Origin of the sequence: Bradyrhizobium sp. McL0615 (assembly GCF_049993905.1) — a bacterium.
Lineage (GTDB): Bacteria > Pseudomonadota > Alphaproteobacteria > Rhizobiales > Xanthobacteraceae > Bradyrhizobium.
Window position 1 is genome coordinate 5080334 of the sequence record NZ_CP188254.1, and the last position, 22997, is coordinate 5103330.

At 63.1% G+C, this 22997-nt stretch carries 23 protein-coding genes and 1 pseudogene; 14 read left to right on the forward strand and 10 right to left on the reverse strand.

Annotated features, from left to right (window positions below):
- Positions 1–465 precede the first annotated feature (465 nt).
- A complete protein-coding gene (locus ACPPVP_RS24105) occupies positions 466–969 on the reverse strand; it encodes a hypothetical protein (RefSeq protein WP_426525104.1) in 504 nt (167 codons plus the stop codon).
- Positions 970–2221: 1252 nt separating this feature from the next.
- Here ACPPVP_RS24105 and ACPPVP_RS24110 point away from each other — a divergent pair.
- Positions 2222–2599 carry a hypothetical protein gene (locus ACPPVP_RS24110; protein WP_426525106.1) on the forward strand — a complete coding sequence of 126 codons (378 nt, stop codon included), beginning with the start codon at positions 2222–2224 and terminating at the stop codon, positions 2597–2599.
- A 168-nt stretch (positions 2600–2767) separates the two neighbouring features.
- Positions 2768–3151 (forward strand): hypothetical protein, encoded by a 384-nt coding sequence (locus ACPPVP_RS24115; protein WP_426525108.1) that lies wholly within the window; start codon positions 2768–2770, stop codon positions 3149–3151.
- Positions 3152–3155: 4 nt separating this feature from the next.
- On the opposite strand, the gene ACPPVP_RS24120 is transcribed toward ACPPVP_RS24115, so the two are convergent.
- From ACPPVP_RS24120 to ACPPVP_RS24130, 3 genes are all read right to left on the reverse strand, one after another.
- Positions 3156–3548 (reverse strand): response regulator, encoded by a 393-nt coding sequence (locus tag ACPPVP_RS24120; protein WP_426525110.1) that lies wholly within the window; start codon positions 3546–3548, stop codon positions 3156–3158.
- A gap of 98 nt (positions 3549–3646) precedes the next feature.
- On the reverse strand, positions 3647–5980 hold the full coding sequence (locus ACPPVP_RS24125; protein WP_426525112.1) for a PAS domain S-box protein: 2334 nt from the start codon (positions 5978–5980) through the stop codon (positions 3647–3649).
- A gap of 186 nt (positions 5981–6166) precedes the next feature.
- Complete coding sequence (locus ACPPVP_RS24130; RefSeq protein ID WP_426525114.1) at positions 6167–6568, reverse strand: hypothetical protein; 402 nt, start codon at positions 6566–6568, stop codon at positions 6167–6169.
- Positions 6569–6744: 176 nt separating this feature from the next.
- On the opposite strand from ACPPVP_RS24130, the gene ACPPVP_RS24135 reads away from it, so the two are divergent.
- The 4 genes from ACPPVP_RS24135 to ACPPVP_RS24150 all read left to right on the forward strand — a co-directional run bounded on the left by ACPPVP_RS24135 (position 6745) and on the right by ACPPVP_RS24150 (position 8844).
- A complete protein-coding gene (locus tag ACPPVP_RS24135; RefSeq protein WP_426525116.1) occupies positions 6745–6990 on the forward strand; it encodes a hypothetical protein in 246 nt (81 codons plus the stop codon).
- A gap of 198 nt (positions 6991–7188) precedes the next feature.
- On the forward strand, positions 7189–7788 hold the full coding sequence (locus ACPPVP_RS24140; RefSeq protein ID WP_426525118.1) for a formyltransferase family protein: 600 nt from the start codon (positions 7189–7191) through the stop codon (positions 7786–7788).
- Positions 7789–7991: 203 nt separating this feature from the next.
- Positions 7992–8345 carry a hypothetical protein gene (locus tag ACPPVP_RS24145; RefSeq protein WP_426525120.1) on the forward strand — a complete coding sequence of 118 codons (354 nt, stop codon included), beginning with the start codon at positions 7992–7994 and terminating at the stop codon, positions 8343–8345.
- 121 nt (positions 8346–8466) lie between these two features.
- A complete protein-coding gene (locus tag ACPPVP_RS24150; RefSeq protein ID WP_426525122.1) occupies positions 8467–8844 on the forward strand; it encodes a hypothetical protein in 378 nt (125 codons plus the stop codon).
- Positions 8845–8990: 146 nt separating this feature from the next.
- Here the strand turns inward: ACPPVP_RS24150 and ACPPVP_RS24155 are convergent, their stop codons facing one another.
- Both ACPPVP_RS24155 and ACPPVP_RS24160 read right to left on the reverse strand, forming a co-directional pair.
- The gene (locus tag ACPPVP_RS24155) at positions 8991–9191 is read right to left on the reverse strand and encodes a hypothetical protein (protein ID WP_426525124.1); all 201 of its coding nucleotides are present in this window, start codon (positions 9189–9191) and stop codon (positions 8991–8993) included.
- Positions 9192–9318: 127 nt separating this feature from the next.
- A pseudogene (locus ACPPVP_RS24160) lies at positions 9319–9717 on the reverse strand (RidA family protein).
- Between the two features lie 162 nt (positions 9718–9879).
- On the opposite strand from ACPPVP_RS24160, the gene ACPPVP_RS24165 reads away from it, so the two are divergent.
- Positions 9880–10758 (forward strand): DMT family transporter, encoded by an 879-nt coding sequence (locus tag ACPPVP_RS24165; protein ID WP_426525126.1) that lies wholly within the window; start codon positions 9880–9882, stop codon positions 10756–10758.
- Positions 10759–10934: 176 nt separating this feature from the next.
- Complete coding sequence (locus tag ACPPVP_RS24170; protein ID WP_426525128.1) at positions 10935–12368, forward strand: caspase family protein; 1434 nt, start codon at positions 10935–10937, stop codon at positions 12366–12368.
- 94 nt (positions 12369–12462) lie between these two features.
- On the opposite strand, the gene ACPPVP_RS24175 is transcribed toward ACPPVP_RS24170, so the two are convergent.
- Positions 12463–12702 (reverse strand): BrnA antitoxin family protein, encoded by a 240-nt coding sequence (locus tag ACPPVP_RS24175; RefSeq protein WP_426525130.1) that lies wholly within the window; start codon positions 12700–12702, stop codon positions 12463–12465.
- A gap of 2 nt (positions 12703–12704) precedes the next feature.
- On the reverse strand, positions 12705–13682 hold the full coding sequence (gene cysK / locus ACPPVP_RS24180) for a cysteine synthase A (RefSeq protein ID WP_426525132.1): 978 nt from the start codon (positions 13680–13682) through the stop codon (positions 12705–12707).
- 224 nt (positions 13683–13906) lie between these two features.
- Between cysK and ACPPVP_RS24185 the strand changes: the two genes are divergently transcribed.
- Positions 13907–14122 (forward strand): hypothetical protein, encoded by a 216-nt coding sequence (locus tag ACPPVP_RS24185; protein ID WP_426525134.1) that lies wholly within the window; start codon positions 13907–13909, stop codon positions 14120–14122.
- 6 nt (positions 14123–14128) lie between these two features.
- Here the strand turns inward: ACPPVP_RS24185 and tgt are convergent, their stop codons facing one another.
- Complete coding sequence (tgt, locus tag ACPPVP_RS24190) at positions 14129–15262, reverse strand: tRNA guanosine(34) transglycosylase Tgt (protein ID WP_426525136.1); 1134 nt, start codon at positions 15260–15262, stop codon at positions 14129–14131.
- A 957-nt stretch (positions 15263–16219) separates the two neighbouring features.
- Between tgt and ACPPVP_RS24195 the strand changes: the two genes are divergently transcribed.
- The 5 genes from ACPPVP_RS24195 (at position 16220) to ACPPVP_RS24215 (ending at position 21410) form a co-directional block, all read left to right on the forward strand.
- Positions 16220–17398: a patatin-like phospholipase family protein gene (locus tag ACPPVP_RS24195; RefSeq protein ID WP_426525138.1), complete on the forward strand. Its 1179-nt coding sequence runs from the start codon at positions 16220–16222 to the stop codon at positions 17396–17398.
- A 136-nt stretch (positions 17399–17534) separates the two neighbouring features.
- Positions 17535–18275, forward strand: a complete 741-nt coding sequence (locus tag ACPPVP_RS24200; RefSeq protein ID WP_426538026.1) for a TetR/AcrR family transcriptional regulator — start codon at positions 17535–17537, stop codon at positions 18273–18275.
- Positions 18276–18542: 267 nt separating this feature from the next.
- Positions 18543–19163, forward strand: coding sequence for a PepSY domain-containing protein (locus ACPPVP_RS24205; protein ID WP_426525140.1), 621 nt, complete (start codon positions 18543–18545; stop codon positions 19161–19163).
- A gap of 245 nt (positions 19164–19408) precedes the next feature.
- Positions 19409–20434 (forward strand): aspartate-semialdehyde dehydrogenase, encoded by a 1026-nt coding sequence (locus ACPPVP_RS24210; protein WP_426525142.1) that lies wholly within the window; start codon positions 19409–19411, stop codon positions 20432–20434.
- A 547-nt stretch (positions 20435–20981) separates the two neighbouring features.
- The gene (locus ACPPVP_RS24215) at positions 20982–21410 is read left to right on the forward strand and encodes an SgcJ/EcaC family oxidoreductase (protein WP_426525144.1); all 429 of its coding nucleotides are present in this window, start codon (positions 20982–20984) and stop codon (positions 21408–21410) included.
- Positions 21411–21511: 101 nt separating this feature from the next.
- Here ACPPVP_RS24215 and ACPPVP_RS24220 read toward each other — a convergent pair whose 3' ends face one another.
- A complete protein-coding gene (locus tag ACPPVP_RS24220) occupies positions 21512–22813 on the reverse strand; it encodes a PQQ-dependent sugar dehydrogenase (protein WP_426525146.1) in 1302 nt (433 codons plus the stop codon).
- Positions 22814–22997 lie beyond the last annotated feature (184 nt).

The window sequence follows — 22997 nt, forward strand, 5'->3', positions numbered from 1 at the left end:
CCGCTGCGCCATGGGTCTGCAAAGCGAAGCCATCGGTTGTTGCGTCATCCGCCCGTCCCGTTCGGCTTTCCGTCAGTGAAGAATTCGAGGGAAGCGAACTGGAACGCTTACAATCAATCGCCGTTCAATTCGCAACCAGGAAACAAGCGAGGCTGCGATGACGAAACCAACGATCTTGCTTGGCGCTGTTGCCCTATCGTTGCTATCCGCACCTGCCGGCCCGGCGTCGGCGCAGCACGTCATTACCAATCCGGGCTGGTGCGCCCAATTCTATCCGAATGCCAATTGCCAGAACTACGGGCGCGGAAACCCCTACACGAGCTATGGCTGGCGACGAGCGGAACATCGTTACTACGGCGGCCATCGTCATCACCGCCGCCATTGGCACTGACGCCAGCCAGCGGAACGAGCCTGATTAAACCCTCGTCTGAATTCAGAAGAGCCGAGGCGAGCAGCCGCGTCGGTTCAATTATGCGATTGGGCTACGCTTCCGGCGCTCTCGCGCGTAGCGACTTGTGGCAAGGCCAGGCTGAGAGCATCGACCAGCCGACGTCGCCAGGGCTGCGTCAGCATCGACAGCTTGCCTTCGAGCAGAGCCGCCCTTTCCCGGGCGCCCATGCCTTCGGAGGTGGCCTTGAGCAATTCCGCCAGGAGCTTATTGGTGCGTTCGCACTCCCTCTCAAAGTCCGCCCGATGACCGCTGGCAATAGCCTTCGCCTCGAGCAGTTCGGCCTGCAAGGCCTCGATCTTCTGCTTCAGGGTGGTGATCAGCTGTTGACCGGCCTGTGCTTGCGGCGGACGAGAGATCGGAGAGTGGCTGATCTCGGTTAAATCGACCTGCACCAGCGTCTTGCCGTCGTTGGAACGGGAACGCGGCCATCGGTGTCGTTTTACCAGAGCCCGGGCAGCCTCCGGGGAAATCGTGAGCCGTTCGCCCAGTTCGGCGTACGTCAGCATTTCGACGGGCATAGTATGCGCTCCCGCTTAGCCGGACGGTCACCACCCGGACGCAAGCGCATGGTACCGATTCATGGTTAAGCGTTGGTTTACCGTGGGTGGGCTCACCCCGGGCGCGCGCGACGACCTCGTGCCGGCGCTACTCGCGACAACGGTCCGCGTTGAACCAGAACGGCCCTATCCTCTGCGGCGGCGCATCCCGAGCAGGTCAAGGCCCCAGAAGGCAATGAGGATCAGGGCACACGTGCTCACGGCCAGCAACAGTACAATCGCTTCCAGCATGCTCGAATCACTCCGCTGGTGAAGCAAAATCATGCGCGTCCGCCGCAAAATTGTCATCATTGAGTTCCGGCTAACCGCCGGACGAAACCATTTTCCGGGGCCGACGAAAACATCCTGAAACAAAGGCCTGCCTATCTGGTTGGTAAGGAAATAGGGACGGCCGACATGCAATTCATCTTCGATTTCATCTGGAACCAGTCACGCAGCAGTTTCCTCGCCACGATTGGCGAGCAGGAGGCGCCGCAATGATCGAGATCCTCGCCTTGTTCAGCGTCGGCATTTTTGCCGCCCATGCACTGGATGCCTACCGCTCCGGTTAGGCTCGCATCGGAGACCGCATCAGATCCGGCTTCACCCTCGAGGGCCGCGAGCGTCAGCTCAGCCGGGCCGATCAGACGCAGCCGGCCTGTTGCCGGTGCCCGTCCGGCAGAAGTCCCTTGGCTCCGGGTCAATTACCTGGGAGCGCGCCTTAAGCGGCAGCCCTAGCTGATGAGCCTTGAAGGCCACCCCACCCACGGTTCGGTCTATCTTTTCGGCAATCGCTTGAACTGAATACTCTTGAGAAAGCGTCTTGAGGTCTCTGATGTCCTCGGCACTCCAGCGCTTCGCCATATTTTTACCGCTCCCTATTCCCGTAGTTTAAATCGGGAAAAAGCGGGAAGTTCCTTCAAGCGATTCGGCCCGGCATATTTAACCGTCACGATGCGACAGACTCCGGCTTGCTGGAATAGAACCTATTAAATGATCCTGCCGGTCAATTAACCGACGGGCACGTTCGCGGATGAGAAATAATCCGCCAGAGACGGTTATCATAAGAGCGCGATCGGGAGACCACCGCTTGTCCGGACGGGCGTTTTGGTGATTTCTTCAATCATGGAACGATGTCTCGTGCAGACGCGACCCACAAAGATATCGCTGGCGTGAACACGAGCGACAGAGATCGGCCGTAGTGAGAAATTCTTGCCACCAGAGGGACCGATAGATGATCGTGAGCATTGCCAGCGTAGCCCTCACGCTACAACTGGGACTACCCACCCACCCGCCGAACGAAAGCATCCCCTTCGCCCAGGAAATCCGCTACCGACGTCACGGCCATCCGCCGCCATGCGGAGACGGCTACGATCTCGATGAGCGGGACGGCAAGTGCTACCCGAACGGCACGGTGCCGCCGCGGTTTCAATCGGGCCGGTATTATCCCCTGGAGTACGGCGGCGGCCGGCGGCCGGTACCCTGCGGTCACGGCGCCGACCGCGATATTCGCGATGGGCTCTGCTACCCGAACGGCGCGGTGCCGCAGCAGTATCAGGAAGGCCGCCCGGGCTATCACTATCGACGAAACGGCTACTTCGAAATGCGATAGCGCGGCAGCGCTAAACATCTGTTCGCCGAGCTGAAACGCGTTCATCGCATATTCAGGGCATGTTTTGAATATTTGCATGGACGCAACAGCAGCCGCTCAATCGTGATCCGGCAACTCGCCAGCGCGTCGTGAAACGCCGGCAGCTGCTGGTTTGATCGGAGAAGGACCATGATCGTCAGCATTGCCGCCGCAGCACTGGCCATTCAGTTGGGCATGACGCCTGGAATCGCTGCTGCACCCGTCTTGCCTCAAGCCGTGCAATACCGTGTCCCCGCCCATCCGCCGCCATGTGGCGACGGTTGGGATCTGAGCGCGCGCGATGGCTTCTGCTATCCGAATGGATATCTGGCCCCGCAGGACCAGGCCGCATTTTACCAGCGTAGCCGCCGTTATCCCGTGCCGTGTGGGCATGGCGCCGACCTCGATGTCAGGGATGGCCAATGTTATCCGAACGGGATGGTGCCGCGGGAGTATCAGCAGGGGCGTCAACAGTATTACGGCGAACGGTACTACCAACGGCCGCCGCAGGGCCGGTACTACTATCGGGACTGAGCGGCTACGGCCGGCGCAGCGCTGCGACAGCCTCGGCAACCACCGCGACGAGCGACGCCATGGTGTAGGGCTTCGGCAGCCATCCGAGCGGGGCATAGGGTTCGGCGCGTCCGCGCGTGTGCGCGTCGTCATGCGCGGTCGCAAAGATGCAGCGGATGGCAAAGTCCTGGTACAATTGCCGTGCGGCGTCGATGCCATCGCGGGTGCTGGCGAGACGGATGTCCATCACGGCGAGCGCCGGCTGCGCCTCACCGGCCAGCGCGACCGCTTCCTCGGCGGTCGTGGCTGGGCCGACCACTTCGAAGCCGGCTGCCGTCAGCGCGATTTCGGTTTGCATGGCGATCAGAAAATCATCCTCGACGACGAGAACGCGCGGCGGGCCCTGCTTGTCTTCCATCCGCCGGGCCTCTTCCGCAGACGGCGGCGGGTTCCGGTCCGGCCCGGGCTGCGGTGAAAAAAGCCCTGCGCGCTGCTGCGGCATCATCGATGACCGCCCTAGATTTTCGCGGCGGGAAAATCGAGACACGCCCGTGAAGGGTTTTTCGTGACGGCAAGCGTTCCGTGCAGCTGGCGCGCGAGGCCGAGCACGAGCTGGAGCCCGGATGAGTTCTTGCGCACCTCCTCCAGATCGAACCCCTCGCCGTCATCCTCGACGCTGAGTGCCAATCGCCCATCCTGATCGGTCAGGCTGACCCGAACGCCCTGCTTCGCATGGTCCTTGATGCCGTGTTTGACGGCGTTCGTCAGAAGCTCGTTCAGTATCAGCGCGAGCGGCATGGCCACGTCGTTGGAAAGCACGCCGTGCGCTGCGCCGCTTTCGATTCGCGCCTCCGGCGGCAGCAATTGCCGGATTGTTTCACAGACCGCGGGCAGGAACTCCGCCGCCGCAAACCGGCTGGCGTCGCTGCGGCCGTACAGCACGCGCTGCGCCGCCGCCATGGCCGCGATCCGCGCACTGGCCTCGTTGAGGACTTTCCGCGCCTCCTCGCTGTTCGCGGTTCTTCCCGCGGAGAACAGCAGCGCCTGCAGCATCTGCATGTTGTTCTTGGTGCGGTGGCTGAGTTCGTCGAGCAGCAGCCGCTGCTGCGTCTCCGCCTGCCGCCGCTCGCTGATATCAACCAGCATGTTGATGGCGCCGTTGATCCTGCCGGAAGAATCCCGCAGCGGCGTCGGGAACGGAATGAAGGGAACCCGCGTCCCGTCCGGCCGCTCCGCGACCGCTTCGGCGCCACGCACGGCGCGCCCTTCCCGCAGCGCGACAGCCATCGGACACTCATCGTGCGGGAGCGGCGTGCCGTCCGGCATGAACAGCTTCCACGTGACGCACCATTCGTCGCTACCGAGCACGGGGGTCCGGCCCGAGAATTCGACCGCAGCCTCGTTGAAGTAGGTAATTTTTCCCTGCGCGTCGGTCGTGTAGATCGCGGCCGGTATGGCCGCGAGCAATTCGGTAAGACGCTGCTCGCTTTCGCGGAGCTTGCGCTCGACTTCCTTGCGATCGGTGATGTCGCGGGCGATCTTCGATGCGCCGACGATGCGTCCCTCGCCGTCGCGCACCGGCGAGACGGTCAGTGAAATGTCCAGCAGGCTGCCGTCCTTCCGCCGGCGAACGGTTTCGTAATGGTGGATACGCTCGCCGCGCCGGATGCGCGCGAGAATCCCCGGCTCCTCGTCTTCGAGGCCCGGCGGAAAAAGAATGGTCACGGGTTGGCCGATGGCCTCGCCGGCGGTATAGCCGAACAGCCGCTCGGCGCCCGAATTCCAAGTCCGGATGATACCATCCAGATCCTTGCTGATAATCGCATCGTCGGAGGATTCCACGACGAACACGAGCTGCTGCGCTCGCTCTTCGGCCAAGCTTCGCGCCTGTTCCGCCCGCAGCCTCGCTACGCCGAAGCCGAGTTGCCGCGCAAGCGTCAGCGCGACGTCGATCTCCGCTTCGGCGAAGCGATGCGGCTTGTCGTAATAGGCCATGAATTTTCCGGCGAGCCGGCCGCCGATCATGATCGGAATGAAAGCAACCGCTGCGATGCGTTCTTGCGCAACCGTTTCCTTGAGGGCATCGGAAAGACCGGACTGGCCAACGTCCTCGAAATAGACCGGCCGCGGATTTCGTTCACTCCTGTCCCATGGCGAATGGCCCTCGACCGCCTTGCGGTACCCGTCCGCCAGGCCCCGCCATCCGACGAAACGCATCACGTCGTCGTCGTCGAACAGGAGAATGGAGGCGCGCTCGCAGGCAAGCGCGGCGAGGATGGCGTCGAGGCCCGCGTCGTAAACGTCGGAAAGCGACGCGGCGTATTGCAGCTTTTCGGAGAACCGGAACAGTGCCCCCTGCTCTTCGCTGCGGCGCGCCAGCGCCTGTTCGGTCTCCTTGCGGGCGCTGATGTCATGCTGAACCCGCACCGCGTACAGGAAATTTCCTGACGCATCGCGAACGCTCGAGGACGTCACCTCCGCCCAGAAATACGTGCCATCCTTGCGGCCGAGACGCTTTTCAATGGTGTAGCGATCGAGTTCGCCCGCGATCTGTCGCCTGAACTGCGCAATATCCTGCGCGAGGTCCTGTGGCGAGGTTTCGTCAAAGATGGAGCGGCCGACCAGATCGGCCGCTTCGCGTCCCGTCAGCTCGCAGAGCTTCTGGTTGACGCGCAGCATCCGCCCGGCCTCGTCGATCTCGGCGATACCCACACCGACATGATCGTAGGTCACGGCCGGACTGTCTTCGTGCGCCCGCAGCCATTCGTCGCGCGGCGCGCAGGCGACATCCGGAGCGGCGGACAGGCCCGGCGGAGAGAGAGTCTTGGCCGTCCGTTGCTGGAGGTTCATTCCGGCCATTCCCTGCCCCTGGGGCAAATTTTGCGTCACTCAATACTCGGCAGATGCAGGGTCAGCACGCATGACCTCTGAGGTCATAAGTTCGGCAAGAGAAGATTGTTCCCCGCCAAAGCCGAACATCGAAATGTCCGTTTTCCTGCGTGGTCGCTGGTTGCGGGATGGATCGCAGTTTGCCGGCTAGCAACCCCGGCAGATCCCCGTGAAGCTGCTCACCTCGGGTCGCGGCCGGCGCCGAAGCGGCGGTTTTCGCGGGTAAGCCTGGCGTGCGCTGAAGATCCGCTGCGAGGCGCCGGTATACGGCGGCGTCGCGAGCCGCGCGCGCGGCGCTGGCGTATCGACTGAGCCGTAGGAGGTTACCGGCGGCGGAGGGTTGGGGCGGAGCGGCGGGATATTTCCGGCGTTGCCGATACCGCTGGGATCGGAGAGCGACCTGGGATTGGCCGGGCCAAACGGCACGCCCGATATCGCCGAATTGCCGGCACCGGCCGAGCCGGCTGGCGGCGTCAATTGTGCAAATGCCCTTCCAGGGACGATCAGGGCGAGCGCCGCGAAGAGAACAAGCGCCGGATTGCGGATCATCGAGGTCTCTCCAAGGGGCACCCACGCAACGATTATGTGGTGCGCGCGTTCCCTTGCTTCCAGCTCGCCTGTTTCAAATCGCCGGATTTTCCTGCCGTCCGTCTTGCTACGGAGTAGGCGGCGGCCAGAGAATCAGACCTAATTATGGCGCGATCACGTTTTGAGATTCCGGCGGAATGAACCAGCCTGAGATGCTCGATTCCGATATCCGCGCCCTGCAGCAATGGATGCGCGCTGCCTGGGCGCAGCTCGGCAATTCCTCTCTCACCACCTTCAGCCGGCGCGAGTTGCGCAACCAGATGAAGCAGTGCAGCGCCGACCTGCGGGAGCGACTGCAGATGGCGGCCGACCAACAGTCCGGGCCGGTCCAGCAACCTATCCCGACCTACACCCGGCCCGAGCTGCGCATCTTGTCCTGGTGACGGAACAACGTCAGGCGCCTGCCGCTCCCCCGCCGGCCCGTGGACGAACCCCGCCCAGTACGCCATTGCAAGCGGCAGCTAGCTGATCGCGTAGCTGCGCCGCCCTGTTGATAACCCCAATGCCCCGGACCCAGTGTCGAAACAGGCGGTCATGGTGTGCTATCGGCATACCGGCCTGATTAACGACGGACGGAACACATGCGGATCACCCTGGTCGGTTCCCGCCATTTCGGCGTGACGACATTCAACACCCTGCGCCAACACGGGGTCGATATCGTTCGCGTCGTGGTTCACGACGGCGAGGACCGGCTTGCCGCCACCGCGCACGCCGCCGGGATCGAGGTCGTGGTACAGGCCGACCCGAAATTCGTGGTGGCGTCTGAAATCGCGCCCAATACCGACCTGATCGTGACCGCCCACAGCCATGCCCGCGTCACCCGGGAAGCGCTGGCCGCCGCCAAGCTCGGCGGCGTCGGCTATCACCCTTCGCTGCTGCCCCGGCATCGCGGCATCGCCGCGGTGGAATGGACCATCAAGGAGGGCGACCCGATCGCCGGCGGCACCGTCTATCACCTCGCCGACCGGATGGACGCCGGCGCCATCGCCGCCCAGGAGTGGGTGTTCGTCAAGAAGGGCGAGACCGCCCGCGAGCTCTGGGAGCGCGCGCTGGCCCCGCTCGGCCAGAAACTGCTGGCTGACGTCATCTTTCACGCCAAGACCCATCACAGCCTCCCCGCCACGCCGCAGGACGAGGAGTTCGCCACGAAGGCGCCGAGTCTGTCGGACGCCAAGCATTGATCCCTACCTAAATACCCATCTTGGTCGTCTTCTAGCGAATCAGCGCCAAAAGATGGCAATTTCGTCGTTCCGCGGCTGGAACCGGATTCACCTTGATGTGTTTGAGTTCACAGGAACATTTCACCGTGCTGCGGCGCACCCCAGTTTGGCCACATTGTGACCAGATAAGGTGCGTCATCACACACATCTCAGGGATTTGATCCATGCGCGCCAATCGCATCAGCGACATTTTGTTTGCTTCGTTTCTTGCCTCCGCCGCGGTTCTTGCGGTCGCTCCGGCCTCCGCCCAGTCGCCCTATGACGGCCTTTGGCAGGTTACTGTGGTAACAAAAACCGGCAGCTGCGATGCGCAAACCACTTCAACGGTGAATGTCGCCGACGGCAAGATTTCGGGCGGCCCGGTTTCCGGCAGCGTCGGCAGCGGGGGGCTTGTGAAAGTCTCGATCAATGGTGCATATGCGAACGGTCAACTCAGTGGCAACTCCGGATCGGGGAAATGGAATGGGGCTTCAGCTGGTGTCGCGTGCAGCGGTCGATGGGAAGCGTCCCGTCAATAGAGCAAGCCAGACTTCAGAATTTTTCGCCAAAGCGCGGCGGCTGACATTCGCAGCCGTCGCGTTTTTTTTGACGGCGTTCGCGGCTTCCACCAGTTACGCCCAGTCCAGTGCATTCGCCGGCATGGCCGGCATCTGGTCCGGTCCCGGCACCGTGACGCTGGATGACGGTTCGAGCGAGCGGATCCGCTGCCGGGCGACCTACAAGGTGAGCGGTGCCAGCCTGGACATGAGCCTCACCTGCGCCAGCGACGCCTATAAGTTCAACCTCCAAGCGGCGGTGGTCGCAGCAGGCGGCGAAATCACCGGCAACTGGAGCGAAAGCAGCCGTAATGTCGGCGGCAGCATCCAGGGACGGGGCGCCAATGGCAGCTTCCAGCTGATCGCCGAAGCGGCCGGTTTCAGTTCCAGCATCTCGCTGAAAACCACCGGCAGCAAGCAGCACATCGCCATGAAGGCCGACAGCCAGTTCCGGGCTGCCAATATCTCGCTGTCGAAGTAGATCGTCATACCCGCGAAAGCAGCTATCCAGTTGCCGCGGCTTCTCGGCCCGATCACCGACGTCTCAGGAACACTGGATCGCCCGCTCCCGTGCGCAATTGCGCACAAGGCGGGCGATGACAGTTTCGGGCCGTCGATATCGACGGCTTAACTCGTCTTCGGCTTCTCGAGTTTCGCCGCGGTCTCCTTGATCGTTTTGGCGATCAACAAAGCCTGCTCCTTGTTGAACGCAAAATCCTGCACGCCCCGGTGCGTGGTCAGCGACAGCACCATGAGGTCGGGCTGGTGCTCGGGCCAGCCGGTTGCGAAGGCGGTGACGTAGTCTGCGGAGGTCGATCGAGTGTTCATTGGCTCACGATATCCTTTTGGCTTTTCCGGCTCACCTGACGTGGAAAGCGTCCGGCCGTTTTGATGTCTTGTGGTGCCTTGCGCACCAGTCCTTGCGCACCAGTCCTTGCGCACTAGTCCTTGGGCGCTAGCCCTTGGGCACGTTGGCGGTGACTTCGATTTCGACCTTGGCCCTGACGTCGACCAGCCCGTCGATGTAGAGCAAGGTCGATGGCGGGAAATTGCGCCCGAGTGTTTCCTTCCAGGCTGCACCGATGCCGGGACCTGCGGCCTCGTATTCGCTGCGGCTGGTAAGGTATCAAGTCAGGCGGACGATGTGCTCCGGGCCAGCGCCGGCTTCTCCAAGCAGCTTGACGATGCGCTTCAGCGCCGTGCCGACCTGGGCGGCCATGTCGGGGGCATAATCGCCCTTCTCGTCGCCGCCGGTCTGGCCGGCCAGCACGATCCATTTGCCGGGGCCGTCGACCTCGACACCGTGCGAGAAGCCACGAGGTTTCGACCATTCGGCCGGTTGCAAGATACGCATGCGTAAGTCCTCCCTGAGACCGCTGCTCCTTAGCACTGAACCGGCAGCCGCTCCCACAGCGAAATTGCGACGCGGCGCATCGCTGCCCCGCCGCATATGCGCATTGCAAATTGCGGCACGCTCGCCGATACCGGCCTGCCTCCAACCCCGCAAGCTTCCCGAATGGACCGCACACAATCCAAAGCCCTGGCCGCGCTGTGGATGGCCGGCTGGCTCTCCCTGATGCTGATCATCATGATCGCCGGCCGCGAGGCGGCGCGTGAGATCAACGTGTTCCAGCTCATGGAGATGCGCTCGATCCTCGGTTTCATGATGCTGTACCCGCTGATCCGCGCCGCTGGCGGATTTGGCATGATGAAGACGAAACGGCTGCCACAGCATATTGCGCGCAACCTCATTCACTACGGCGCGCAGCTCGGCTGGTTCTTTGCGCTGACGCTGATCCCGATCGGCCAGGTGGTGGCGATCGAATTCACCATGCCGATCTGGACGGCGATCCTGGCCGCGAGCTTTCTTGGCGAGCGCATGACGATCTGGAAGATCGCGGCGATCGTGCTCGGCATCGTCGGCGTCGTCGTGATCGTTCGCCCCGCCACCAGCGAGGTCAACCCGGGCCAGTTGATCGCGCTGGCGGCGGCCGTCGGATTCGGCGTGTCGGTCGCGATGGTCAAGTCGCTCACCCGCACCGAGCAGACGCTCGCAATCATGTTCTGGATGCTGGTAATTCAATCGGCGGCAGGCCTCCTTCCCGCGCTCTACGTCTGGACGTGGCCGCCAGCCTATCTCTGGGGCTGGGTCGTGGTGATCGCGTTCTGCGGCACGTTCTCCCACTACTGCATGGCGCGCGCCCTGCTGCATGCGGATGCCACCGTGGTGATCCCGATGGATTTTCTCCGGGTTCCCTTGAGCGCCGCCGCCGGCTGGCTGATCTATTCCGAGCGGCTGGATCTTTTCACCGTGCTCGGCGCGACGTTGATCCTCACCGGCAATCTGTTGAACCTGAAACCGAATCCTTCGACTAAGGCATCCGCGCCAAGCTGAATTTTATTTGCCTGGCTGTGATCTAGATCACGCGACGACGCGTGTCGCGACGGTAACGGATGGCTCCGGATTTGGTCGTCGCGCCGCTTTTTTGTGGCGCGAAGCGGGCGGTTTTCTGTAATGTCCGGCCAGCGTTACAATCAAAGCCTTTTATCGATTCTGCAGGGGGATTTCCTATGCGCTACCCAACCCTCATTATGTCCGCCATCTGCATGGTCCTTACGGCGGGCGCAGCCAGCGCCGAGAAGCGGGTTGCCTTTGTCGTCGGTAACGGCGCCTACAAGAACGTTGCCCCGCTGCCGAATCCATCGGTCGATGCGAAGGCGATCGCCGCGACCCTGCGCAATGTCGGATTCGAAGTGGTCGAGGGTTCCAATCTTACGCGCGACAAGATGACCGAGCGGCTGCTCGACTTCGGCAAGAAGGCGCAAGGCGCCGACGTCGCGCTGTTCTTCTACGCCGGTCACGGCATCGCCATCTCGGGCACCAACTATCTGTTGCCGATCGACGCCGACATCAAATCCGAAATGGACGTCAAGCTCGGCGCCGCGATCAACATCGACCTTACGCTCGAGCAAACCATGGGCGACGCCAAGGTCAAGCTGGTGTTCCTCGACGCCTGCCGCGACAATCCGTTCGCGGCCAAGATCAAGTCGAACTCGGCGACCCGCAGCGTCAACGTGCAGACGGGTCTGGCCGAAATGAAATCCGGCGAAGGCACGCTGATCGCGTTCGCGACCGGCCCGGGCCAGACCGCGCTCGACGGCCAGGAAGGCTCCAACAGCCCGTTTACCCGCGCACTCCTCGCTAACCTCACCCAGCCCGGCGTCGAGATCCAGCAGGCGATGACCAAGGTCCGCGCCCAGGTCAACGAGGAAACCAACAAGGGACAATTGCCCTGGGGGCACACCAACCTGATCGGTTCGGTCTACCTGAACGGCGCGCCCGCGCCCGGCGCCGTGGCGGCTGCAACGCCGGCGGCTGGAGCTTCAAAGGCATCAGACGTGGAACTGGAGTTCTGGCGTTCGATCAAGGACTCCAACAAGCCGGAAGAACTCAACGCCTATCTGAGCAACTATCCCAATGGTCAGTTCCGCTCGCTGGCCTTGTCGCGGATTGCCTCGCTGGAGTCCGGACCCAAACCCGATGCCACCCGCAACCTGACCACGGGCGTCGATCCCGCGACCTTCAAGGAGGAAGCGGACCAGACCACCGAGGATCAGATCGGCCTCGACAAGGGCCAGCGCCGCGACGTGCAGCGCCGCCTCACCGGGCTCGGCTTCGACATCAAGGCCACCGGCCAGTTCGATCAGGCCACCCGCGGCGTGATCACGCGCTGGCAGGTCGCCCGCGGCTATCCCAAGAGCGGCTATCTCAACAAGCTGCAGCACAAGGCGCTGCTGAGCGAAATCGTCGCGGCAGCGCCGACCGCGAATTCCGACGAGGATCGGCCCAAGCGCCGGGCCCCCAGCAGCGGTCAGGCACAATCGCAGCCCCAACCCCAGCCGCAGCCGCAGCCGCAGCCGCAGCGGCAACACAGCAACAGCGGTCCTGATCCCGCCGGCGCCGGGCGCTTCATCGGCGGCGTCGTGGGCGGCATGCTGCGCTGAGGCGCACGCGACCTACTTGCAAAAAAGGCCCGGGTTCATCCCGGGCCTTTTTCGTTCTGCACTTCGCAAATCCAAACTGCGTGCGCGCGGCGATCTATTTGCCCGCGGCCTTTCGCAATGCCTCGTTCATGCGGTCCTGCCAGCCGGGGCCGCCCTCCTGGAAATATTCCAGCACGTCCTGATCGATGCGCAGCGAGACCAGTTCCCTCACGCCGGGAAGCCGGGGTGCCTTCGGCGGCGCCTCCGCCACCTTGGCGGTGGTTCGCTTGAACGCCGCCTCGGCCTCGGTGCGTGCGTCGTTCAGGGTTCTCGGCCGCCTCGGCTGGTCCGCCATCGCTAGATTCCTTCAAACAGTGCGGTTGACAAATAACGCTCGGAGAATGACGGCACGATCGCGAGGATGGTCTTGCCGGCGCTCCCGGGCCTTTTGCCGATCTCAAGTGCCGCCGCGATCGCGGCGCCCGAGGAGATGCCGCCCGGAATGCCTTCCATGCGCGCCAGCGCGCGCGAGGTTTCGATCGCCGTCGGGCCGTTGACCTTGACGATCTCGTCGATGACAGATCGATCCAGGATGTCCGGAACGAAGCCGGCGCCGATGCCCTGAATCTTGTGCGGCGTATGCTGCCCGCCCGACAGCACCGGGCTTTCCTCCGGCTCGACGGCAACAATCCGCAAGCTCGGCTTGCGCGGCTTCAGCACCTGTCCGACGCCGGTAATAGTGCCGCCGGTGCCGACGCCCGCGACGAAGTAGTCGATGTTGCCACCGGTATCGTTCCAGATTTCTTCGGCCGTGGTGCGGCGGTGAATTTCAGGATTGGCCAGGTTCTTGAACTGTTGCGGCATTACCGCGTTGGGCGTGGTCCGCACCAGTTCCTCCGCCGTCGCGATCGAGCCCTTCATGCCCTGGGCTGCCGGCGTCAGGATGATCTCGGCGCCGAGGAAGGCCAGCATCTTGCGCCGCTCGATCGACATCGACTCCGGCATCACCAGCTTCAACCGATAGCCGCGCGAGGCCGCGACAAACGCGAGCGCGATGCCGGTATTGCCTGAGGTCGGCTCGATCAGCACGGTGTCGGCGTTGATCACGCCGGCCTTCTCCATCGCGATCACCATCGCCGCGCCGATGCGATCCTTCACGCTTGCGGCGGGATTGAAATATTCGAGCTTGGCCAGGATGGTTGCGCTAACACCATGCGCCTCCGGCAATTTGCGCAAGCGGACGATCGGCGTGTCGCCGATCGCGTCGACGATGGAGTCGAAAACCCGCCCTCGCCCGGGACGTTGCACTGCACTCGTGGCTGACGACGCATCCATCTCAACGCTCCTGTGACGATCTCGTGCGGGGAATTGGCGGTTCCCCTTACTTAGGAGGCGGCCCGTGCGATGCGCAAGCCGGAACTGCCGACGCGAAGCGTTCGCTGCATTGCAAAACAAGAAGTTCGTTAAATCAACGCATTTGTGTTGCGACATCGTCAAAGATTGCGGACTATACTTTCGTCGTGAGCGGAGCCAGAGGTTCAGAGCGCAGGGAGCCCATGATGCCAGCTACTGCTGCAATCCAGTCGACCACAGCGTTCAAACCCGATCCGCGTGGATCTGATTTGCCGACGTGCCCCGTGTGTGCCGACACCATGGTGGCTGCGGAAGCTTCGGCCTACCTCACCGACCACGTGATCAGCTATCTCTGGACCTGCGACACCTGCGGTTACGGATTCGTGACCAAACATTCGGTCAAGAGGTTCGCCTGTAATTGACTCAAACTATCGTGAAGCGATGTCACCGCGCGCCCAATCGGCGCGCGTTTTCATTTGGAACGCCTCGAAAGCGCCACTCGCGATCGCCTCGCGCATGCCCCGCATCAGATGCTGGTAATAGGCCACGTTGATTTCCGACAGCAGCATCGCACCGAGTGTTTCTCCCGAGCGGACCAGATGATGCAGATAGGCGCGCGCGATGTTGCGCGTCGAGGGCCATTCGCTTTCCTCATCTAACGGTCGTGGATCATCGGCATGGCGGGCGTTGCGCAGATTGATCTGGCCGAAGCGGGTGAACGCCATGCCGTGACGCCCATTGCGGGTCGGCATCACGCAGTCGAACATGTCGATGCCGCGCGCCACCGCCTCGAGCAAATCCTCGGGCGTGCCGACGCCCATCAGATAGCGCGGGCGATCCGCGGGCAACGCCGGTGCGGTTTCCTCGATCATCGCAAGCATCACCGCCTGCGGCTCGCCAACCGCAAGTCCGCCGATGGCGTAACCGTGAAAACCGATCTCCACCAGTTCGCGCGCGCTGACATGGCGCATCTCGGGAATGTCGCCGCCCTGCACGATGCCGAACAGCATGTAGCCGTCAGGCGCGGCCTCGAACGCGCGCTTGCTGCGCTCCGCCCAGCGCAACGACAGCCGCATCGCGCGCTCGATGTCGTCGCGCCCGGCCGGCAGCCGCACGCACTCGTCCATCTGCATCGCGATGTCGGCGCCAAGCAGCCGCTGCACCTCGATCGAACGCTCCGGCGACAACTCGACCTTGGCGCCGTCGATATGCGAGCGAAAGGTCACGGCCTTCTCGCTCACCTTGCGCAGGTCCGATAGCGACATCACCTGGAAGCCGCCGGAGTCGGTCAGCATCGGGCCGTTCCAGCCGGTGAAGGTCTGCAGGCCGCCGAGCGCGGCGATCCGCTCGGCGCCCGGCCGCAGCATCAGATGGTAGGTGTTGCCGAGCACGATATCGGCCCCGGCATCGCGCACCTCGCGCCAGTGCATGCCCTTCATCGCACCTGCGGTGCCGACCGGCATGAAGGTCGGCGTGCGCACCGCGCCATGCGGCGTGGTCAGGCGGCCGGCGCGAGCATTACCATCCGTGGCGAGCAATTCGAAATGATTGGGAAGACTCATGGCGCTGCTTATTGCGTGCCGGGCGCGGCCAATCAACCGCCCAGTGGATGAAATCTGACGCCTGGTGCCCAACACGGAAGCACTCGGGCTCCCTTGCCGTTGGATTAAAACTCGGCACTTTGCCCCAGTCGTTGCGGCGCGATATTACGGAAGCTATCGGGAGGAAAGCGGACGTCGCGCGGATAGCCTATTTCAGTAGCGATTGACCCAGCGCGGTCATCAGCCGCCATATTCGGGAACGAGGTTGATATAGATCAACACTTGATGATGTCTCTCGTCGCAGTGGTTCCATCTCTGATATCATATGGAGACGGGCAAATGAGTAAGAAGCTTGTTTCGCTAGGACTGATCGCCGCGGCCATGTTCGCTAGTCCGGCCATGGCGACATGGTACGACAAAAACGGCGCAGCCATCCATCCCTCCCGCGTCGTTCACTGCATCCGGGCTCCAGACACTGGCCAGTTTGCCGGAGGTCCGTGGAACAAGCCTCCTTGCGAACCGGCAACCCGCACCAGGGCGGCGTGGCGCGACAGAAACGGCGCAGCCATCCATCCCTCCAGCGTCGTTCACTGCGTCCGGGCTCCAGACACTGGCCAGTTTGCCGGAGGTCCGTGGAATAATCCTCCCTGCGAACCGGCAACCTGGCGCTAAACCACTAAAACGCGCGTATGGGTGGGCGAAAAGCCCGGTCTGATGCTGCCAACATTCCCAGCGAAGGGAATGTTCAACGTCAGGACGGTTCGCTCACGCTGTACGGCACCAAGCGTCAGATTTCATCCGCCAGTGCGCGCTCCGGAGCAGCCCGTGTCCGACGCCGACATAATTGAGCCGCCCGGGCGCCTCAGCCTCCCGCTTGTTAAACAAAACGATACCGTATAGTTTTATGAACGGGGCACGAAACCCCGCTGGCGATGAGGCCGGCGGCGGCAAGTGCTTGTGTACGGTGACTGACGGCGAATGCCCTGCCTCTCTTTCCTGACTGGATCAATCCTCTCCGACAGCCGGATCAGGGGGACAGGCTCACGCCTGCTCAGGTCGGCCGTCTTGCTGTGCGGCCTGGCGCTCGCCGCCTGCACGTCCTTGCCGCGGACGCCCTACAGCGCCGCGGATGCCTCTGGCTCCCGCGTGCTCGATATCGACGGCCTGCGGCGCTACACCGACGAACCCGTCACCAAATTCCGTTTCGAGAAGGACGACCGCTCCTTAACCAGGACCTATCTCGCGCTCTCCGGCGGCGGCGCCGATGGCGCCTATGGCGTCGGCGTGTTGAACGGCTGGACCGCGGCCGGCACCCGCCCGACCTTCTCGGTCGTCTCAGGCGTCAGCACCGGCGGCCTGATTGCGCCTTTTGCGTTTCTCGGGTCGCAATACGACGACACGCTGAGGGAGGTCTACACCAGCGGCATCGCGGAAAGCCTGCTCGATGATGCCAGCATCATCCGCGTGCTGTTCGGATCCGGCCTGTTCGGCAACAAGCGACTGCGCGAGCTGGTGGCCCGCTATGTCGGGCCGGAGATCCTGGCCGCCGTTGCACGCGAGAATGCAAGGGGCCGAAAGCTGCTGGTGGTGACGACCGATCTTGACACCCAACGCACGGTTATTTGGGACATGGGAAAAATCGCCGCGGTCGGTTCGCCCGAGGCGCTGCGCCTGTTTCGCGACGTGATGGCGGCCTCCGCCAGCATCCCCCTGGTCTTCCCGCCGATCCTGATCGAAGCCGAGGGCCAGGGCCGGCGCTTTGAGGAGATGCATGTCGACGGCGGCGTGACCGCTCCGGTCCTGACGCTGCCGGATGCCCTGCTGTTCCAGGGACGTCTGCCCGGAAACAGCCGGATGAACATCTACATCCTCGTCAACAAGAAGCTCGAACGAACCTTTGAGCTGGTGTCCAACAGCACGCTCGATGTCGCCTCGCGCAGCCTGTCGTCGATCACCCAGTCCCAGACGCGCTCGGTCATCTTCTCGACCTACGATTTCGCCAAGCGCAATCGGTGGGGCTTCCATCTGTCCTATATCGAGCGCGATTACCCCGCGGCGGCGTCCGAGGGATTCGACACCGCCTACATGCGCACCCTCTATCAGCATGGCTATGAGAAGGCGGCGTCGGGCCGCGCCTGGACCTCGACGCTTCCATGAGCCACGCTGGGGCGGAACGACGACCTGCCTGGACTGTTGAGGATGTGGCCAATTCGGCCAGATTCGCGATGACGCCTCTCCTGCTGCGCGTTATAGAGCAATGACCATTATGACGACCGCGCAGGAATCGATGGGCATGGGATTGACTGCGACCAGGACCAGACCGGCGAAACGAGACGTTCCAAAATCGCGCGGCGGCCGGCCGACTAAAAGCGCCGCGATCGAGCGCGATCAGCGGCTGATCGAGGTTGCCACCCGTCTTTTTCTGGACCGGGGCTACGATGCGACCTCGCTCGATGCGGTTGCGGAAGCCGCTCGGGTCAGCAAGCCCACCGTCTATTCGCGCTACGGCGACAAGCGCGGGCTGTTTGCGGAGGTGCTGAGGCGCGAAATTGCGCGCTGGCTTGCTCCGCTTGCTGAAGCGGCCGAGGTGCAGCTCACGCGTTCCTCGGACATTTCGGTCGAGCAGCGCCTGATAGAGATCGGGCGCGAGATGCTGATGTTCACCTGCGGACCCGATGCCGTCGCATTCAGCCGCATGATGACGTCACAGGCCATCAACTTTCCCGACATTGCCAAACTTGGCAGGGAGGAAGGCTGGTTGAAGGCCGTTTCCACGACGGCGCGCTTCTTTGATAAATTGGTCGCACAAGGCGCGATGGACGTCGAAGATACCGGCATCGCGGCTGAGGTCTTTCTCGACGTGGTCGTTGGTCACACACACCGCATGGCGACGTTCGGAACGCCGCTGGAGATGAAGTCCGCCGAAAAACGCATGCGCTCGGCGATCAGGCTGTTCCTGGCCGGTGCGCTCGGGCCACCGAGCCGCGTCCTGTCCACACCCAAAGCGACCGTTCGGCGACGCCCCTCCCGCTGACAATTCCGTGAGAAGGGCGTTTCGCTTGAGGCGCGGCGCTCGCGCGTCGTTGACCAAAACAAAACGATACGGTATGGTTTTGTTACAAGCGACGTGCGGGTTCCCGCTTTCAGTGGTCCCAGCGGGGCTCGCGCCGCTTTGATCGCCGCAAACGGCGGTACAGCCCCGTTTGCGACGTTCCGCGGCCGACCCATATGCCTCCAAGGGGTCGGCCGCATTTTTGTACAAGACGATCCGGCCGCTCCGCCGTTAGAGACAGGCTCAAGGATGGAGACTGCAAAGATGCGTACGCCCCGGTGTTGGAGACAGTTGCTTGCAATCGTCCTGGTGGCGATCATGCTCCCTGCCCCGGTCTATGCCATCGCGCCGTCGACCGACGAACCGGCCTCCATCCCCAATGAGGCCGGCGATAGCGCCGCGTCCGACCAGCAGGCGGTCAACCGCGAGCTCGCGCTTTTCCGCGGGTCGGCTATCTCGCTGAGTCAGGCGATGGCGATCGCCGAAGCCCTGCATGCAGGAGCTACGACCGCCGATATCAGCTTCGACGGCGCGTCGGATTCACCGGTCTACCGGGTAAAGACCCTTCACAACGACCGCGTCTGGCACCACGCCATCGACGCCGCGACCGGCAAGATCGTTGGCGGCGAAGCCGCCCTGCCCCTGAAGGAGCTCGATGCCGAGGACCGCAGCAACCTCGCTGCACTCCGAATAATCCGGCACCGTTTGGCAGATGCCATTCGCGTGGCCGAGCAGGCAGCGTCGGGCAAGGCCATCAGCGGCGGCCTGATCCGCGAACGCGGCCGGCTGAATTTCGCGATCGTCGTCATGAGCGGCAGCGACCTCAAGGAGGTGATCCTCGAGCCTCCTGGCGCCGCAGGGCGGCGATGACGGGCCCGTCTGTTGAAGCCCGGATGAGGCCAAAAACCGTTGACGGCGCCTCCAACCTGCCGCATAAGTCCGCGCCATGACGATCTCGACCAAAACGACCGCGAAAACCAAAGCACCCTCCGGGGGCTCGGGAGCCGTGCGCGCGTAGTCGAACGATCGCATTATCTGAACCGAAGCCCCGCCTGAAAAGGACCGGGGCTTTTTTATTGCCCGCAAGCATTGATGCTCAACCAGAGGACAGACCCGTGAGCTACGAACCCGTTGTTGCTATCGCCGGCGTGACCGGCGCGGTCGGCGCCGAATTCATCGCCACCATAGACAGGCGCGCCTTTCCGGTCCGCAAGCTCAAGGCGCTGGCCAGCGCCCGGTCGGCCGGCAAGACCATCGACTTCCGCGGTGAGAGGATCGTCATCGAGGAGCTCACCGAGAAGTCTTTCGAGGGCGTCGACATCGCGTTGTTCTCGGCGGGCGCCGGCATCTCGCGCAAGTTCTCCCCGGCAGCCGTGAAGGCCGGCGCGGTCGTGATCGACAATTCCTCCGCGTTCCGGATGGATCCGAACGTGCCGCTGGTGATCCCCGAGATCAACGGCAACCGCATCCGTGAGCACAAGGGCATCATCGCCGTTCCGAACTGTTCGGCGATCACAGCGCTGGTGCCGCTGTGGCCGATCCACCGGCAGAACCGCATCAAGCGCGTGATCCTGTCGACCTATCAGGCGGCGAGCGGCGCAGGCGCCGCGGCGATGGAGGAGCTGGTGGAATCGACCCGCGCCCATCTCGAGGGCCGGCCCTTCACGCCCAAGGTGATCCCGCTTCCCTACGCCTTCAACGTCTTCAGCCACAACACGGACATCGATCCGGAGACCGGCTACAACGGCGAAGAAACCAAGGTGATCAAGGAGACCCGCAAGATCTTCGAGGACGAGCAGATCGCCGTCGGCGTCACCTGCGTCCGCGTGCCGGTGCTGCGCGCCCATAGCGAGGCGATCACCTTCGAATGCGAAAGACCGATCACCGAGCACGAGGTCCGCGCCATCCTGTCGAAGGCGCCGGGCGTCAAGATCGTCGATGACCGGGCGAAGAACTACTTCCCGATGCCGATCGACGCGTCAGGCCAGGATGACGTTCTGGTCGGCCGTATCAGGAAGGATCTCAGCGATGCCTCAGGCCACTCGATATCGATGTTCGTGTCGGCCGATCAGTTGCTGAAGGGCGCGGCGCTGAATGCGATCCAGATTGCGGAGCTGTTGCCGCAGCGCGTAATGGCGTAACCAGGCGAAGGGATCGTAGGGCGTGCAAAGGCGCACTTCGCGCCGTGCTCACCATTTACCCTCATTGGTAATGAACGGTGGGCACGCGGAGCCTGTCATCGGGCGCGCGTTCGCGCGACCCGTTGGCTTTGCCCACCCCTTTTCCTGCCAGACCTCATCCTGAGAAGCGCGGAACACGCGTCTCGAAGGATGAGTGGCACCAGCCGGGCCACATGGTTCGAGAGGGCGCTTTCGCGTCTCCTCACCATGAGGGTTTATTGGTTGCGACGCACATCGACCTTTTTTGCTCTCTGGTAAGTCAACCGCTCTGACTTATGGTTCGCGGGTCGCGGATGATGTAGTTTCACTCGTGTGAGGTCACGAAACACAGCCAAGCCGGGTTGGGACAGTTCAATTTATCAGCCCAGGTGACGTCGATTGCCTGACGCTGAACCGTGCAAATCAGTAGCCGCTCGCATTGCAAGAGGCCGTCTCGTATCTGGCCAGTATTCGCAAGGGAGTGTGTCATGCGAACCTTTTCAAAAGCAGCTAGTGCAGCACTTGCCCTGTGCATGTTGTTGCTACCATTTGGCTCCAGCGCTTTGGTAGAATCGAAAACGGAGGTGGCAGCAGCGGCCTCGGCAGGGGACAAGCTCTTGGCGGAGGCGATCCCGAAAAAGTCTTAACGCTCTATGCGGACGATGCCGTACTCTGGGGCACGCTGTCGCCGACGGTGCGTTCCAATCGAGAGGCGCTACAAGATTATTTCGTGAACGCCTTCAAGGTTCTGCCCGGCGTGAAGGTCGCCTTCGGCGATCAGTTGATCCGTGTGTACGGGAATGCGGCGATCAACACTGGCAATTACACGTTCTCCTATGTCAGGGATGGCGAGGCGAAGAACTTGCCCGCGCGCTACAGTTTCACCTACGTCAAGAACGGCGAGCGTTGGCTGATCGTCGACCACCATTCCTCGGCCATGCCCTCGCCACCGAAATAGGAGCTGTAGGGTGGTCAAAGCGAAGCGTGCCCACCTATCAGACTGACAATGCGGAACGATGGTGGGCACGGCGCAGTCGCGCCTTTGCCCACCCTACGCAGCTACGCGCCCGTCACACGCCAGATCACGTTGCCGACATCGTCAGCCACCAGCAGCGAGCCGTCGGGGCCGAGCGTGACGCCGACCGGACGTCCGTAGGAGACCTTCTCGTCGGGTGCGAGAAACCCGGTCAGGATATCCCGCGGCGGACCGGAAGGGCGCCCGTTCTCGAACGGCACGAAGACGACGGCGTAGCCGCTCAGCGTGCTGCGATTCCACGAACCGTGCTGGCCGATCACCATGCCGTCCGGAAAGCCCGGCAGCGTGCCTGCCGGCATCCAGCACAGGCCGAGTGAGGCGGTGTGCCCACCGAGCGCATAATCCGGCTGAATCGCCTTCGCGACCATGGCCGGATCCTGCGGCACGCGATCATCCACCGTCTGCCCCCAGTAGCAATAGGGCCAGCCGTAAAAGCCGCCGTCTCGCACCGAGGTCAGATAGTCGGGCGGCGTCTCGTCGCCGAGGCCGTCGCGCTCGTTGACGACGGTCCAGAGCACGCTTGTGTTGGGCTCCCATGCAAGGCCCACCGCGTTGCGCAGGCCGCCGGCGAAGATGCGGCTCGTGCCGCCGGCCAGATCGAGCTCGTAGATCGCGGCGCGGCCCTCCTCCACTTCCATGCCGTTCTCGGCGATGTTGCTGAGCGAGCCGACGCCGGCATAGAGCTTTTTGCCGTCCGCGCTCGGCAGCAGGCTGCGCGTCCAGTGCCCACTGGGCTTGAACGCCACGAGCTTCCGCCCCTGCGCGGTAATGCGGTCCGTGCCCGCCACATACGGAAAGGCGACCACGCCGTCGGTATTGCCGACATAGAAGGTGTCGCCGACCAGCGCCATGCCGAACGGCTGGCTCAGCCCTTCCATGAAAATTCCGCGTCCTTCGGCCACGCCGTCACCATCGCGGTCGCGCAACAACGTGATGCGGTTGGCGCTGACGCCGAGCGCCCTGGCACGCCGCATCGTCGCCTGCATCGCATAGTGGAACACGCTCCTCGGCGGTCCGGCGATCTGGTTCGACTCGGCAATGAGCACGTCGCCATTGGGCAGCACGTTGATCCAGCGCGGATGGTCCAGATCTTTTGCAAACGCGTTGACCTTGAGCCCGGGTGCAGCGGTGGGCTTTTGCCCGTCGCTCCAGCCCTGCGCCGACGGCATCTTGAGCGTCGGGATGGCGCCTTGCGGCTTCGCCTCCGGTATCGCCGGCGCGTTGCCCCAGGCCGCCTTAGGCGCCGCGCCCTGCATGCGACGCCAGTACAGCGCACCCGCCCCGACTACCGCGACTGCCCGCGCAAAGACACTCGAAAAGCTCATGAAGTTCTCCCGATGAACACGCGAACACTGTCCGAGGCCATATGTGTCGGCCTTCCCGGCGAATGTCCACTATGACCAACAGAAATTGGAGAAATACTCAGCTTTGTGGCACGCGACATGCGGTGGGGAAGCGAGAAACCCCGGAGTCGCGCGTCCAGTCGACCAGTATTGACTGCAAGTTTTC